Raw genomic sequence first — 15723 nt, 5'->3', positions numbered from 1 at the left:
GGTGACAGCTTATTTATGTTAACATAACCATTTTGTTTTGTCAACATCTTTTTTATTAAAGTGTGTGCGCTCTTAAGAGAGCTTACATAGAATAACACTTTGAGTTAATCATGTCAATAGTATTAAGCACATTAATTTTTATAATATGATTTTTTATTCTAATGTCTTTTTAAACTTAAAGACACTAGCTGTAAAAACAGCAATACTAAATGCAATAAGTGCGAATAACTGAGACCAAAGATATTGCATACCGATTCCCTTTAGTACAATCCCTCTAACGATTTCTAAAAAGAAGGTTAAAGGAATAACATTTCCCAATGCATAGAAAAACATCGGCATCGCTTCACGGGGAAACATGAATCCGGATAATAAAATGCTAGGGAGAAATATGAAAAAAGACATTTGCATGGCTTGCATTTGCGTCTTGGCTAAATTCGAAATGAAAACGCCCAGTGACAAGGAAGCAATAATAAAAATAGACGCTAACCCATAGAGAAGACCCAAATTGCCCCGCACGGGAATATCAAATATTACGATACCCACGGCAAGTGCTAATGTAATCTGCACGTACCCCACAAATATATAGGGAATAATTTTGCCTAGCATTAACTCATGTGCTTTTAAAGGAGTAACGATTAGCTGCTCCAGCGTCCCCCGCTCTCTTTCCCGTACGATAGCCATTGATGTTATCATAACCATCGTCATCGTAAGAATAACTCCAATAATGCCAGGTACCATGTAGTAGGCAGAAACGAAATCCTGATTGTACCAGGGACGTATTCTCACATCATAGGGAGCATCAATTTGTTTTATTCCATTAAGTTGAAGCTTTTTTGCTATGGTTTCTTGTGATTTGAGTAACCCTATCATTTGAGCAGTACTAATTGCCGATGAGGCCGACATGGAATCTGAGGCATCAACAATAATTTGAACTGCGGCGGTTCTACCATGCTTGGCATTCTCAGTAAAGTCAGGCGGAAAAACAATTCCTACTTTAACTTTTCCACTTTCTATTGCTCTAGTCACATCATCATAACTATAACCGATATATTTCACATCAAAATACCCACTTGCCTCGAAAGAAGCTAATAAATCACGGCTTTCCTGCTGCAGCGACTGATCGAATACCATTGTCGGCAAATGCTTCACATCCGTATTGATTGCAAACCCGAAAACAATTAACTGAATGACGGGAAGTGCTATCATCATAGCAAACGTAATCCTGTCCCGTCGCATTTGAATGAACTCTTTAATTAATAGTGCTCGCAAGCGCCTCATGCCATTCGCTCCTTTCGCTGGGATTTAACGAAATAAACAAAAACATCTTCCAAAGAAGGGGAAATCACTTCATACGTGTATTGCGCAAAAGTACTGATTTTATCTGATTTCACTAAAATGTGCAGAGCTGTTCCTTGCACATAGGCATCTACTACGCCTTCTTCTTTTTCAAGCTTGACTAACAATTCCATAGGCTGAGCATCTTCAATCCGAATAAGCGTATCTGTTATTGCCTGTTTTAAGCCTGCTGGCGTGTTAGATGCAATTAACCGGCCTTCAAAAATAAATCCGATTTCATCACAGCGCTCAGCTTCATCCATAAAATGAGTCGTAACTAAGATTGTCGTTCCATTTCGCGCCAGACTATAGATAATCTCCCAAAATAATCGTCGTGATTTTGGATCTACGCCTCCTGTTGGCTCATCTAAAAAAACAATAGATGGGGCATGTAATATTGAACATCCCAAGGCCAGGCGCTGTTTCCAACCCCCTGACAAATTGCTGGTCATCTCATTTTCCCGGCCTGTCAAACCAGCCATCGTTAGCATCTCATTTATACGTAATTGCTTACTTGCACCGGCCAAATTATACATACCGGCATAGAACTCCAAGTTCTCTTTTACAGTCAAATCATCGTAGAGACTGAACTTTTGGGACATATATCCGATATGCTGTTTAATTTTCTCGCCTTCGTGAGCAATATCAAAACCAAGAACCGTCCCTTTCCCTGAAGTTGGTGCCAATATTCCGCACAGCATACGAATAGTTGTAGACTTCCCTGATCCATTAGGCCCCAGAAAGCCATAAATCGATCCTTTTTTAATGCGCATGGTAACATCATCAACAGCAATGAAACTCTCAAAACGGCGGGTGAGGTTTTCTGTCTCAATAATAAACAATTAGCTCACCTCATCTGCTAAATATACAAAAACATCTTCCAACGAAGGTTTGACTTCCTGAATAGAAACTACGGAAACCTTCGCTGCACCTAAAGCAGCCTCTATTGCCTGCTTAGCCGTGTCCAGTTTCTCTACAACTACATGGTAGGCTTCACCAAAGGAGTTTATATCAAGAATAGGACACGCAGCTAAATACTGCCTAATATCTTTACTTTCTGTCTGAATCTCCAATATGCGATAAGGGTAATCGTTACGCAGCTGCTCGGGGGTATCACAGGCAACAATTTTCCCGGCATTAAAAAAAGCAATTCGCGTACATAATTCAGCTTCATCCATATAAGGAGTGGACACCACAATTGTCATTCCTTCTTTATTTAGGCGGTACAGCATTTGCCAGAACTCACGTCGCGACACCGGATCTACACCAGTAGTAGGCTCATCGAGGAAAAATAGCTTCGGCTTATGCATTAAGCCTGCCGCTAGCGATAACTTCTGCTTCATTCCACCTGACAGCTTATCTGCTAATCGATCCTGAAACGGCCATAGCTTAGTAAATGTCAAAATTTCTTTTGCCTGTTGTTTAATTATTTCGTTTGAAGCGCCGTATAAAGAACCGACTAAACGAATATTTTCCATTACCGTGAGATCGCTGTATAAACTGAATTTCTGTGGTACATAGCCAATATGAGGCTTAATTTCCTCGAGTTTCGTTTTAGTAAAAACCGTGACTTCACCGGCAGAAGGTTCCAGAATACCAATAATCATGCGCATAGTTGTTGTTTTTCCGGCACCATCTGGTCCTACAAACCCAAATATTTCTCCGGGCTTCACGGAAAGGGATATATCATCTACCACAGTAGCAGCGCCAAATTGCTTACATACATTGGCTAACCGTATCATGGTATCGTCACATCAGCTGGCATACCGGCTTTTAATACACCATCCTGATTATCTAATTGCACCTTTACCGCAAAAACCATATTGGCACGTTCACGCTGCGTGATACTTTGCCGCGGAGTGAATTCAGCATTCTGGTTTATTTCTTTAATGACTCCATTAAAGACGCGGTTAGGAAAAGAATCGACCATGACACGAACCTCTTGACCTAAGTGAATATTCCCCAGCTGCGTTGAGGCAATATATATTTTCACCCAGCATTCAGGCAGCCTGACAATAGTAATAATCGGCACACCTGCATTTACATACTCACCGGCCTCAACATTTTTGCTTACTACGGTCCCCATACCGGGACTAATAACCGTTGTATCGTTTAGCACACTTTGACTGGCAATAACGATTGCTCTACTCCGCTCTACCTCAAGCCGTTGTGCTGCAACGACATCAATCCGATTTCCTTCTTCGACGATCCCTTGACGCGATTGCGCAGCGACCAGTGAGTGATAAGCAACATCCCGATTTGCCTTAGTAGTCTCTAAAAATTGCGTCGATATTGCCCCTTTTTCAAAAAGCTCAACATATCTTTGATAGTCGCTTTGTGCCTTATTATACAAAACCTGCGCTGACAAAACGGCGGCAAGTGCATCTTCTTTTTCTTGGAAGCGAGCTCCTTTTTGCAAATCATTCAATTGAATTTCCGCTCTTTTATAGGCCGCCTCATCTCGCAGCAGCTGAGCCTCCAAGTCAGGTCGGGAAACACGGGCAACTTTTTGACCCGGTTGAACCACATCTCCTTCTTGTAAAAGCAATTCTACAAGCTGCCCGCCAACTTTAGGTGAAACATCGACACGAGTAACCTCAATAGTGCCGGTAGCTGTAATAGCATTTGTCTCACGGCTGTATAGCTTATAAGCCGTAGCTGATGCTAAAAGGAAAAATAACAATCCGCCTATTACCATCTTCTTATTCATTTTCCTACCTCCTTTCCAGTCCATGAAGATATAGCTCAATAGCCTGGCGTACGTATTCGCCATCTTGATTCTCCAAGCTCCCCAAGACACTGTTGGCAACCGGACGGGCAATAAAATAAAAATTAAGAATGCTGGCTAACCCTACCGCTGCATAGCCGGGATTAACGTCCGCTCTGAAGTACCCTGCCGCAACCCCTTCTTCAACTGTTTGATGCAAAAATTGATAAAGTCTGGCAATATTAGGTTTAATAATTTCTGCAAAGCATTTGGTTGGATTCGTCATTTCACTATGACCAAATCGCAGCAAATAAGGAAAATCCTGATGAATTTGCGCCATTGTCCATGCAAAGCATTCCAGCCTTTGAATTGGCGGCAAAGCTTTATCAATATTCTCGATTCGCGCAACAACCTGGTGAAATTGACTTTGTAATACCTCTTTATAAAGTCCCTCTTTGCCACCAAAGTAATAAGAAACCAGCGCACTGTTTACATTCGCAGTTTGAGCAAGCAGCCGAATAGATACTGCTGCATACCCTTTCTGTGCAAAAAGTCGAGTTGCAGCTACAATTAGTCTTTCTCTTTTATCTTGTTCACTCATAAAGACACCTCGGAATTAATCAATCGTTTAATTAAACAGTATCACAATAATCACATCTCTACAAGTATTTTTATCAGAATTTTCTATGAGTAATTCAAAAAAAAGAAAGGCCCTGTATTTACAGGGCCTTCTAACTACTCTTTATGATTAGGCGGCAAAAATGCTCTTTGTCTAAATGGCCGATAAGCCCTCGGTGGCTGCAAAATCTCAGCAAAGATATAACCGGTCTGAATGTTAGCAGGCGTGAGCTGGCCCTGCCACGGGGAAGCCTCTGTCGCGACTGAAGGAATATGTACCTCCGGCGGCATAGAAATTTTTGGCGCACTGGCACTTTGCTTCTTTACCGCCGGCAAAGGTTCAGCCTTCAATACATTCTGCTGCGTCTTGTTAGGTACAGGTTCCGGAATAGTCGGATACTCATATTTCTTCGGCTTCCGGCGGAAAAGCTCTGGCAGTACATAAAGCAGTATCATTACTAATACAAGATACTTTAATTCCACTAGAGGTCACCTACTTTTTTTGCTCGTCTATTCTTGAAGTATTACCGGGACCTGTTTTCGCTATCGTCTCTCTCATCTGTGTATCGGCTAGAACGTTATTCATATTATAATAATCCATAACGCCCATATGCCCTTCTTTTAATGCCACAGCTAATGCCCGGGGCACTTCTGCCTGAGCTTCAACAACTTTAGCCTGCATTTCCTGAGTAAAGGCTTTCATTTCCTGCTCTTTTGCAACAGCCATTGCCCTGCGCTCTTCCGCTCTGGCCTGTGCAATGCGTTTTTCTGCTTCTGCCTGGTCTGTCATTAGTTCTGCCCCAATATTGCGGCCTACATCGACATCGGCAATATCAATGGATAATATTTCGAAGGCAGTTCCTGCATCTAATCCTTTTGATAATACGGTACGGGAAATATGATCCGGATTTTCCAATACGTCTTTGTGATCAGTCGATGAACCTACTGTCGTAACAATGCCTTCCCCTACCCGGGCAATGATTGTTTGCTCACCAGCACCACCTACTAATCGATCAATGTTAGCTCGAACAGTAACCCGGGCTTTTACTTTTAATTCAATCCCGTTTTTAGCAACTGCCGAAACAACGGGAGTTTCAATCACTTTGGGATTAACGCTCATTTGAACTGCTTCCAATACATTACGCCCTGCCAAATCAATAGCAGCAGACCGTTCAAAAGGCAGCGGAATTTGAGCACGATGAGCAGCAATCAGAGCATCTACAACCCGGTCAACATCCCCACCTGCAAGATAATGTGCTTCCAGTTGGTTTACATTAACATCTAATCCCGCTTTGTTTGCTTTAATTAAAGGCATTACGATTTGAGCCGGGGGAACACGTCTGAGGCGCATACCAACCAAAGTAAAGATCCCTACATTTACACCTGCCGCCAAGGCAGAAATCCAAAGGCCCAGCGGTACAAAATGAAGAAATACAGCAGCAGCAACAATAAACAGTAATACACCAAGCATAGGAATTAACAAAATTGACATTAACATTCCTCCTTATATCTACTCCTCGATGGGATGAACAACGATTCGATTTCCTTTGACACTTACGATCCTGACTTTGATACCGCTGGGAAGAAACCGGCCTTCTGATACAACATCCAGCTGAATATCATTTACTTCGATTCTCCCTGCAGGCCTTAATTGAGTGATGGTTATCCCTTCACAGCCCAGATAAGCATTATAGTCATCTGCACTTGTATAACCGTCCTGCGTAGTTTCGCTATCCTTTAAAACAAGCTTAGCCCACAGCTTACTGGAGGGTAAATATCTTGCCAGTACTGCAAAAGCAATAATGGCAATCAGCAAGCTGACCGTCATTGTCGTTAATGCCGACATATTTGCACCCAGACTTAGGAAGAAACTTGCCAGAATACTGGCTAGACCTGCGATGCCAAACAGTCCCACTCCCGGCACATAAAGCTCAACTACTAATAGAATGCAGCCGCCTGCAAAAAGCAAAATTTCCAAAAGGCCTGCCACCCCCGTCAACCACTGACTGCCAAAGAACAATACCGCAGCCACGATTGCAACTAATGCTCCTACACCGGTACCAGCAGTCTTAATTTCCGCCAATACGGCAAGGAAGATAAGCGATAAGAGCCCCGATTTAATTGCAGGATTTGACAACCATCCAGCCAACCGGTCTGTCCATTGCGGTTGATACTCAATTACCGTCGCGCCTGCAAAACCATATTGAGTCAGTACTGCCGCTCTGTCAACAGCAACAAAATCAGCAAACCCAACCTCTTTAGCCTGATAGTCTGTCAATGCCAGTATCTGGCCCGGTTCGGCGTACCCCGGTAATCCAAGTGACTTATCCACCATTGCTTCTGCAACTCGTGGATTCCGCCCAGTCTTATTAGCTGTAGCCGCAAACTCTGCTTTCAGTGCTGCTACGGTTTTCTCTGTAGTCGGTATCGGCTCTGCCGCTCCGATACTACCTCCAGGTGCAATAGCAATACTCTGATGCGCTAAGGCAATCAGGGCACCTGCAGACCAAGCTCTATTTTTGATATAGCAAATCGTCGGTATCGGCGAATCAATAATTAAATCACGCATTTGCACTGCTGCATCGACCAGCCCGCCAAACGTATCCAATTCTATCAGCATAGCCTGAGCATTATTTTTTTGTGCTTCCTGAAAGGCACGATGAAGAAGAGCCGATTGACCTCCATCAATCTCACCTTTTATCGTAACGGCAATAACTGATGAAGCTGGCTGTTCAGCTGCAGTTGTAGAAAATGGAATCCACACTGCCAAGCAAAGAACTAGCAAAAAAATGCGTCTAAACAATTTCATATTTCACCTCCAATGCTCTTGGTTACTATATTCGCGACCAAACTCGTCCATTCCTGTTTCCAGATAAAACTATTGACTTGTCGTTTTATGTATGTTATTGTCATATTTAGTTCATGTGAGTGATTTGTTTTTCTTTTCAGCACTTTACGCACATCACAATATTTCATGTTGAACACATACCATTGCAACTGTCTATCTTCAGCAAACCATATACACATATAGCAATATCTTGAGCAAATATCGTCATAACTACCCATCTTTTTATGCAATAATTATTTTTTACTTTCAGTAATTACTATAACTACTCTCGCAGCCATGCTTCATGAACGAGAACGAAAATAAGCCAGGTGTATACCTGGCTTATTTTTTTATCAGGGAAAATTAAAACCGGTATCCTCATCGGATACCGGTACGCGTTAATTATTGAGCATTTCTCGAACGATAGTATTGACCAGCTTACCGTCAGCACGTCCTTTTACTTTTGGCATCAGGGCAGCCATCACCTTGCCCATATCCTTAGCATTTGAAGCCTGTGTTTGTTGAACTGCGTCGGTAACAAAAGCTCGAACTTCTTCTTCTGTTAATTGCTGCGGCAGATAATCCATCAGAACAGCAACCTCTTTTTCTAGATTTTCCACTAGATCAAGACGGTTTGCCTTCTCGAATTCTACCATAGCATCCCGGCGTAACTTCAGTTCTTTTGCCAAAACATCAAGAACTTCATCTTCGGCCAACTCTCTTTTACGGTCAATCTCAACATTTTTAATACTTGCTCGGACCATGCGAATCACAGAAAGCCGAAGTTTACCAGCTTCTTTATCTTTCATGGCCTGTTTCATGTCATCAGTCAAACGTTCCTTGGTAGACATCAACGATACCTCCGAGACTTGCGAAAAGCCATCAGTGTAGTCCAAGTAGGAGAACTGCTTAAGCTTTAAATTTGCGCTTGCGAGCCGCTTCGGACTTTTTCTTGCGTTTAACGCTAGGTTTTTCGTAGTGTTCACGTTTTCTCACTTCAGAAAGAACACCAGCCTTTTGGCAAGAGCGTTTAAACCTACGGAGTGCGCTATCAAGTGTTTCGTTTTTACCTACCTTGATTTCTGACATCTGATCTCCCTCCCTCCACACTGACCTTCAGGGAAGTGCAGTTACTTCTACATACACCTAAGTATTATACCTAATATGACAAACATTGTCAACATTAACCTGGAGGCCAAGTCATACTCCGGCCACCAAGGATATGACAATGCAGATGATGTACAGTTTGTCCGCCATTCTCTTTTGTATTGATTACAACGCGAAAGCCTTCATCTGCCAGACCAATTTGTTCTGCAATCTGTCTGATGGCAGCCATCATATGTCCCATTAAGCTTTGATCCGGCTTATCAACTTCTAATAGATTGGCAATATGTTTTTTGGGAATAACAAGCACATGAACAGGAGCGGCCGGATTAATATCAGGAAAAGCAAGCACATACTCATCTTCATATATCGGTTGTACAGGAATTTCTTTAGCTGCTATTTTACAAAAAATACAATCCTGCTGCATACAGCACCTCCCCTAGGTTCATCATTGACTCATATCCCAGCTATATCCAAAATTATTCGTCTTAGACTGTAATAATCCTGCTGCTTAAAGAGCATTACTCCAAATTTAATTGGTAATGTGTCCCCAAACTCCGTCTTTATACACTTTTTCTACGCAAACACGGCATACCTGCCCCTGCATACTGCGATCCCCCGGTGCATAGACACGAATATAATTGCCTGCCAAACCATCAATAACCCCATCCTCTTCGCCTTCAAAGAGAACGTCTACTATCTTTCCGATAAAACGATTGTTAAAATCTTTCGCTGCCTTATCAGCAACAACTTGCAGTTGATGAGCACGATTTTTCTTATCCTGCTCATCAATTTGTCCTGGAAAGCTGGCAGCGGGCGTTCCTTCCCGTTTAGAATACGGAAAAACATGGATACGGGCAAAGTGCATACGTTCAACAAAGGCAAGTGCTTCCTCAAACATCTCCTGGGTTTCACCAGGAAAGCCAACAATAATATCTGTTGATATGGCAATATCATCAACTTGAGATCGGATACTTTCAATAAGCTGCTCAAATTCAGCGGTAGTATAATGCCGGTTCATTTTCGATAATATGTGATCATGCCCAGACTGCAGCGGTAAGTGTAAATGTGGGCACAATCGCTTGTCCTTGCGCATCAAGTTAATGAGCTGCTCGGATATTTCAATAGATTCCAGGGAGCCCAAACGCAGCCGCATAAGTCCCTTTACATCCAATATTGCTTGAATTGCATCTGTCAATTCAAGATTATTTTCATGATCACGTCCATACGCACCTAAATGAATACCCGTCAATACAATTTCCCGAAAACCGGCAGCAACCATTTTCTCAGCTTCACTGACTACGCTGCTTAATGGTCGTGAACGTAAAGGTCCCCGGGCAAAAGGAATAATACAATATGTACAAAAATTAGTGCAGCCTTCTTGTATTTTCAGAAAAGCACGCGTCCTTCCAGGTATATGGAACAGAGGTATATCTTCAAAATGATCGGCAGCCATAATATTAGCGACTGCTTTTACTTGAAGCTGATTCGCAACAGCCTCTTCAACTAAATCTACAATTTGCTGACGATCCTGTGTACCAACAATGACATTAACACCAGGAATCGCTTCCACTTTCTCTGGCGCTGTCTGGGCATAACAACCTGTCACGACTATCGCAGCCTCAGGATTGGTCCGCGTCGCCCGGCGAATTAACTGGCGTGATTTTTTTTCTCCCAGATGAGTAACGGAGCACGTATTGATGACATAAACATCCGCTTTTCCGGAAAAGGGGACTACAGCATAGCCTCGCTGCTTAAACAGTCCTTCTATGACTTCGGTTTCAAACTGATTTACTTTGCATCCTAATGTTGTAAAAGCAACTTGCGGCACACTTTAGCCTCCTAAATCACCGTGTTCGTACATAACAGCGGCAATAGCCGCTAAAGCGGCTGTTTCTGTACGCAATATGCGAGGCCCCATTGTAACAATAGCAGCTCCCCGCTCTTCAGATAATTTGACCTCGCGACTACTTAATCCACCTTCCGGGCCAACAATCAATAAATAATCGTTTCCCGGTTTGTCTGTCAATGCTTGTTTTAGTCCCAATGGCACTTGACCCTCAAACAAAACTATAATCTGTGTACTAGGGTTTGCAGTCAAAAGAAGTTTAGCCAGATCTTGCACAGGTGCAACCGTCGGCACTCTGGTTCGCCGGCATTGTTTTGCCGCCTCTGCAGCAATTTTTTGCCAGCGCTCACGGCGGCTCTGCTGCTTGGCCGCATCATATCGTACAACACTCTCATCTGCTGCCACCGGGATAATCTCACTTACTCCCAGTTCAACTGCTTTTTGTACAATATAGTCCATTTTATCACTTTTGGGCAAACCTTGAGCCAGCCGAATCGTTATCGGTGCCTCCCGATCTTCCTCCAGCTGTTGTTCCAGGATTAAACTTACGTCTGTATCTGTTGTTTTTGCTATTCTGGCAACAGCAGCTTGTCCCACCGGATCAACAACAACCACTTTGTCACCGGCTGCTAAGCGCAGCACACGCAGCATATGATGAGCTTCGCCACCAGAAACAATCATGTCAGTGGATATAGGCTCAGACAGAAAGAAGCGGCGCACTATAACTCACCCTTGCGGGCAACAATTGCGGCCCAACCGCCTTCTTCCACAACTTTTTCGATAATAAATTTATGGTCAAGCATCGCAGCAGTAACATCACTTAATCGCTCAATGATAATTCCGCTGGCAATAAAAGCCCCATCATCTTTAAGACGTGCAGGCAGATCGTTCAGAATTTGAATAATGATATCAGCAATGATATTGGCAACAATAATGTCTGCCTGACCGGAAACACCTGTCAATAGATCTCCCTGTGCTGTAACAACAGTATGCTGCACATGATTCATGGAGACGTTCTCCTGCGCAACTCGTACAGCAACCGGATCTAGATCAATAGCGTGTACAGAAGCAGCACCAAGTTTCGCAGCCGCTACTGCTAAAATCCCTGAGCCGGTGCCCACATCAAATACGGTATCACCTGTTTTGACTAATTCATCGAGCAGTCGGATACACAGCACTGTAGTGTGATGAGTTCCTGTGCCAAAGGCCATTCCAGGATCAAGCTCAATGACAATATCATCTACAGCTGGAAAGTAGTCTTCCCATGATGGTTTTATAACGATATGCTCGCTTACCTTCACAGGATGAAAATACTCTTTCCATGCACTGGCCCAGTCTTCGTCCTGTACTTCAACCCAGTTAATGAGTCCACAGCCTTTATTTAAATTATGCTGCTCCAAGTCATTGACCTTTTGCTCAAACAGGCCCAGTTTATCATCCAGCTGATCATCGACAGGGAGATAAGCCTTAACTGTCACGACTTCTATATCGGCTGGTTCCGGCAAATCACAATAGTCCCAGGTTCCCGAACTGCGGTACGCATTTATCAATACGGGATCTTCAATAATTACTCCGCTGGCACCTAAATCATGAAAAATATTAGCCACCGCTTCGGTGGCCTCATGTGTTGTCTGGATACTAATTTCCGCCCATTTCATTCTAGATCGCCCCTTTTATTCAAAAAGTTATACTCCAAAGGCGTCCTTTACTTTTTTAAAAAAGCTTTTTTGCTCTGGATTAGTATCTTCACCGCCGTCTTTGGCGAATTCCAGCAGTAATTCTTTTTGCTTATCCGTTAATTTCTTCGGAGTAATGACTTTCACTTTTACATGCTGATCGCCACGTCCCGATCCGCGCAAGTGAGGAACACCTTTTTCTTTCAGACGGAAAACAGTAGCCGTTTGGGTACCTTCCGGAATGCGAAGCTGGACTTTGCCATCAAGTGTCGGAACCTCAATTTCGTCACCCAGGGCTGCTTGCACGATCGTAATCGGCACTTCACATATTACGTCATCGCCTTCTCTAGTGAACAGTTTATGCGATTTAACAAAAATATAAACATATAAGTCACCTGGCTGACCGCCTCGATTGCCAGCTTCTCCCTCATGAGCAACACGCAAACGGGAGCCGTTATCTACACCGCCAGGGATTTTTATTTTTATTTTCCGTCTTGCCCGTACTTTTCCTTTGCCATGACATTCTTTGCAAGGCGTTTTTACAATTTTGCCTTCACCACGGCAGCGATCACAGGGGCGAACATTAACCATTCGTCCAAAGGGAGTATTTTGTACCACTTGCTGCTGACCGGTACCACGACATTGCGAACAAGTTTCAGCGTGAGTTCCCGCAGCAGCACCAGATCCCTGACAAACACCGCAGTCTTCCGTACGGGGAACCTGAATTTCCGTCTCCATACCAAAAGCTGCCTGCTCAAAAGTGATTTCCAGATCATAGCGCAAGTCAGCACCACGCTCGGGTCCTGACTGACGGCCACCGCCGAAACCGGATTGACCAAAAAACATATCAAAAATATCGCTGAATCCACCAGCGCCGCCAAAACCGCCGCCCCCCTGAGCGCCGCCGCCTTCAAAGGCGGCATGACCAAACTGGTCATATTGGGCGCGGCGCTCAGTATTAGACAGCACTTCATAGGCTTCGTTAGCTTCTTTAAATTTTTCCTCGGCCTCACTGGAATTATCGCGGTTGACGTCAGGATGGTACTTGCGAGCCAATTTACGGAACGCCTTCTTAATTTCATCTTCTGACGCCGTTTTGGCTACGCCTAGCACTTCATAGTAATCTTTTTTACTCACTGTTACACCATCCCAAACTGATATTTAAAGTTGCTTATTTCTTCTTTTCATCATCGACAACTTTATAATCGGCATCAACAACATTTTCATCTTTTCCTGCTCCCTGTGAAGCACCAGCAGCATCAAAACCAGCTGCACCAGGCTCACCCTGAGCACCTTGTTGATTATACACAGCAGAGGTTAATTCGTAAAGCGGTTTAGTTAATTCTTCGGTATCGGCTTTAATTTTTTCAATGTCGGTACCTTTAAGAGTTTCTTTCAGTTGATCAATAGCAAGCTGCACTTTCTCAACTAATGCTTTATCCGCCTTATCGCCCATATCCTTAATTGTCTTCTCGGCCTGGTAGACAAGAGAGTCAGCACTATTGCGCGTTTCAATTTCTTCTTTGCGTTGTTTATCTTCTGAAGCGTGAGCTTCGGCTTCTTTTACCATTCTCTCAACTTCATCCTTGTTTAATCCGCCGGAAGAAGTGATGGTTATTTTTTGTTCCTTACCAGTTCCCAGATCTTTAGCTGAAACATGAACGATACCATTGGCATCAATATCAAAGGTTACTTCAATGCGAGGTACACCACGGGGTGCTGGAGGAATTCCAGAAAGCTCAAACCTTCCCAGCGTTTTATTATATGAAGCCATTTCCCGTTCGCCTTGCAGTACATGAATATCAACGGAAGGCTGGTTATCGGCCGCAGTCGAGAACGTCTGACTCTTGGAAGTAGGGATTGTAGTGTTTCTTTCAATGATCTTTGTGAATACTCCACCAAGTGTTTCTATACCAAGCGACAATGGAGTAACATCAAGCAGCAGTACATCTTTAACTTCACCAACAAGTACACCCGCTTGAATTGCTGCACCAACGGCAACTGATTCATCAGGATTTACGCCACGATGAAGCTCTTTACCCAAGAATTTTTTTATAGCCTCTTGAACGGCAGGAATACGCGTCGAGCCGCCTACTAAAATGACTTTATCAATTTCCTTGGAACTTAAGCCGGAATCATTCAATGCCTGACGGGTAGGTGCCATAGTAGCTTCTACTAAATCGGCAGTCAGCTCTTCAAATTTCGCCCGAGTCAGGTTCACATCCATATGCTTAGGACCGCTTGCATCGGCGGTAATAAATGGCAGGTTAATATTGGTAGTCAGTACGCCTGACAATTCAATTTTGGCTTTTTCAGCTGCTTCTTTTAAGCGTTGTACTGCCATACGATCTTGAGAAAGATCAATACCATTCTCGCGCTTGAATTCAGCAATCATCCAATTCATGACACGCTCATCGAAGTCATCGCCGCCAAGACGGTTATTGCCGTGGGTTGCTTTAACTTCAAAAACGCCATCACCCAGTTCAAGGATCGAGACGTCAAAAGTACCGCCGCCTAAGTCAAATACCAGGATTGTATGGTCTTCGCCTTTATCAAGGCCATACGCCAAAGCAGCCGCTGTAGGCTCGTTAATAATACGCAGTACTTCAAGTCCGGCAATCGCTCCGGCATCTTTCGTAGCTTGACGCTGGCTGTCAGTAAAATAGGCAGGAACAGTGATGACCGCCTGAGATACTTTTTCACCTAAATAAGCTTCTGCTTCTTGTTTCAGCTTTTGCAGAATCATCGCAGATATTTCCTGTGGAGTGTAGTTTTTATCATCAATTTTAACCGTATAGCCGGTACCCATATGCCGTTTAATAGAATGAATGGTACGGTCCGGATTTGATACTGCCTGACGTTTTGCTAATTGACCGACAAGACGTTCACCTGTTTTAGAAAAACCAACAACAGACGGTGTCAGACGTGCGCCTTCTGCGTTAGGAATAACGACAGGTTCGCCACCTTCCATTACTGCGACAACCGAGTTAGTAGTACCAAGGTCTATACCAATTACTTTTGCCATTATTATATTCCTCCTTAAATTTACGAATTAAATATTGCTTACAACCTTAACCATGCTGGGGCGAATTACTTTATTACGGACCATATAGCCCTTTTGAAATTCCTCGACAATCGTTCCATCCGCTTTTGCTTCATCCTCCACCCGCATAACAGCTTCATGCTGCTGAGGATTAAAGCTTTCCCCAACTGCCTGAACAGGTGCGAGACCGAGCAATTCAAGACTCTGGAATAACTGACGATAAATCATTTCAACACCGGAACGCAAAGATTCAACATCCGCCTTACCTGCTGTAGATAAAGCACGTTCAAAATTATCAATAACCGGCAGGAGTTTTAACAGAACTTCCTCTGTAACAATACCGGAAAGCTCTTCTTTTTCCTGACGCGTGCGGCGGCGGAAATTATCAAAATCAGCTTGCAAACGTTTTAAACGTTCCGCCATTTCTTCATGAAGGCGATTTTTTTCGGCTATCGCAGCCAGCATCCTCTCCACATCGGAAGACTGAAAGCAAACTTCTTCGGCCGCCGTATCAATGTCCGGCGTTTCCAGAACTACTTCTTCTTTTTCTACGTTCTCTGCCAT

The 15723-nt window shown here is 43.5% G+C and carries 17 protein-coding genes; all 17 read right to left on the bottom strand.

Annotated elements, in window-relative coordinates; all coding sequences use genetic code 11:
• Positions 1–153: 153 nt before the first annotated feature.
• The 17 genes from RTR76_RS03540 to grpE all read right to left on the bottom strand — a co-directional run bounded on the left by RTR76_RS03540 (position 154) and on the right by grpE (position 15723).
• Positions 154–1278, bottom strand: a complete 1125-nt coding sequence (locus RTR76_RS03540) for an ABC transporter permease (RefSeq protein ID WP_312516754.1) — start codon at positions 1276–1278, stop codon at positions 154–156.
• Positions 1275–2177 carry an ABC transporter ATP-binding protein gene (locus RTR76_RS03535; RefSeq protein ID WP_312516752.1) on the bottom strand — a complete coding sequence of 301 codons (903 nt, stop codon included), beginning with the start codon at positions 2175–2177 and terminating at the stop codon, positions 1275–1277. The genes RTR76_RS03540 and RTR76_RS03535 overlap by 4 nt, the downstream gene beginning before the upstream one ends.
• Positions 2178–3077, bottom strand: coding sequence for an ABC transporter ATP-binding protein (locus RTR76_RS03530; RefSeq protein ID WP_312516750.1), 900 nt, complete (start codon positions 3075–3077; stop codon positions 2178–2180).
• Positions 3074–4045 (bottom strand): efflux RND transporter periplasmic adaptor subunit, encoded by a 972-nt coding sequence (locus RTR76_RS03525; RefSeq protein WP_312516748.1) that lies wholly within the window; start codon positions 4043–4045, stop codon positions 3074–3076. Before RTR76_RS03525 ends, RTR76_RS03530 begins: the two co-directional genes overlap by 4 nt.
• Before the next feature lie 4 nt (positions 4046–4049).
• Positions 4050–4643, bottom strand: a complete 594-nt coding sequence (locus RTR76_RS03520) for a TetR family transcriptional regulator (protein WP_312516746.1) — start codon at positions 4641–4643, stop codon at positions 4050–4052.
• A 134-nt stretch (positions 4644–4777) separates the two neighbouring features.
• Complete coding sequence (locus RTR76_RS03515; protein ID WP_312516744.1) at positions 4778–5143, bottom strand: hypothetical protein; 366 nt, start codon at positions 5141–5143, stop codon at positions 4778–4780.
• 10 nt (positions 5144–5153) lie between these two features.
• A complete protein-coding gene (floA, locus tag RTR76_RS03510; RefSeq protein WP_312516742.1) occupies positions 5154–6152 on the bottom strand; it encodes a flotillin-like protein FloA in 999 nt (332 codons plus the stop codon).
• A gap of 18 nt (positions 6153–6170) precedes the next feature.
• The gene (locus RTR76_RS03505; protein WP_312516740.1) at positions 6171–7469 is read right to left on the bottom strand and encodes an NfeD family protein; all 1299 of its coding nucleotides are present in this window, start codon (positions 7467–7469) and stop codon (positions 6171–6173) included.
• A gap of 416 nt (positions 7470–7885) precedes the next feature.
• Positions 7886–8338 (bottom strand): GatB/YqeY domain-containing protein, encoded by a 453-nt coding sequence (locus RTR76_RS03500; RefSeq protein WP_312516738.1) that lies wholly within the window; start codon positions 8336–8338, stop codon positions 7886–7888.
• Positions 8339–8396: 58 nt separating this feature from the next.
• Positions 8397–8576 (bottom strand): 30S ribosomal protein S21, encoded by a 180-nt coding sequence (gene rpsU, locus RTR76_RS03495; RefSeq protein ID WP_132080917.1) that lies wholly within the window; start codon positions 8574–8576, stop codon positions 8397–8399.
• 94 nt (positions 8577–8670) lie between these two features.
• Entirely contained in the window at positions 8671–9018 is a 348-nt protein-coding gene (locus RTR76_RS03490) for a histidine triad nucleotide-binding protein (protein WP_312516736.1), read from the bottom strand.
• 105 nt (positions 9019–9123) lie between these two features.
• Complete coding sequence (mtaB, locus tag RTR76_RS03485) at positions 9124–10422, bottom strand: tRNA (N(6)-L-threonylcarbamoyladenosine(37)-C(2))-methylthiotransferase MtaB (protein WP_312516734.1); 1299 nt, start codon at positions 10420–10422, stop codon at positions 9124–9126.
• Positions 10423–10425: 3 nt separating this feature from the next.
• Positions 10426–11160 carry a 16S rRNA (uracil(1498)-N(3))-methyltransferase gene (locus RTR76_RS03480; protein ID WP_312516732.1) on the bottom strand — a complete coding sequence of 245 codons (735 nt, stop codon included), beginning with the start codon at positions 11158–11160 and terminating at the stop codon, positions 10426–10428.
• Complete coding sequence (prmA, locus tag RTR76_RS03475) at positions 11160–12098, bottom strand: 50S ribosomal protein L11 methyltransferase (protein WP_312516730.1); 939 nt, start codon at positions 12096–12098, stop codon at positions 11160–11162. Before prmA ends, RTR76_RS03480 begins: the two co-directional genes overlap by 1 nt.
• Positions 12099–12125: 27 nt before the next feature.
• Positions 12126–13253: a molecular chaperone DnaJ gene (gene dnaJ / locus RTR76_RS03470; protein WP_312516728.1), complete on the bottom strand. Its 1128-nt coding sequence runs from the start codon at positions 13251–13253 to the stop codon at positions 12126–12128.
• 34 nt (positions 13254–13287) lie between these two features.
• The gene (gene dnaK / locus RTR76_RS03465) at positions 13288–15141 is read right to left on the bottom strand and encodes a molecular chaperone DnaK (RefSeq protein WP_312516726.1); all 1854 of its coding nucleotides are present in this window, start codon (positions 15139–15141) and stop codon (positions 13288–13290) included.
• A 27-nt stretch (positions 15142–15168) separates the two neighbouring features.
• Positions 15169–15723: a nucleotide exchange factor GrpE gene (gene grpE, locus RTR76_RS03460; protein WP_312516724.1), complete on the bottom strand. Its 555-nt coding sequence runs from the start codon at positions 15721–15723 to the stop codon at positions 15169–15171.

Origin of the sequence: Anaerospora sp., from assembly GCF_032013335.1 — a bacterium.
In the GTDB taxonomy this organism is placed as follows: Bacteria; Bacillota; Negativicutes; order Sporomusales; family DSM-15969; genus Anaerospora.
This window is presented reverse-complemented; position numbering and strand designations above follow the sequence as displayed.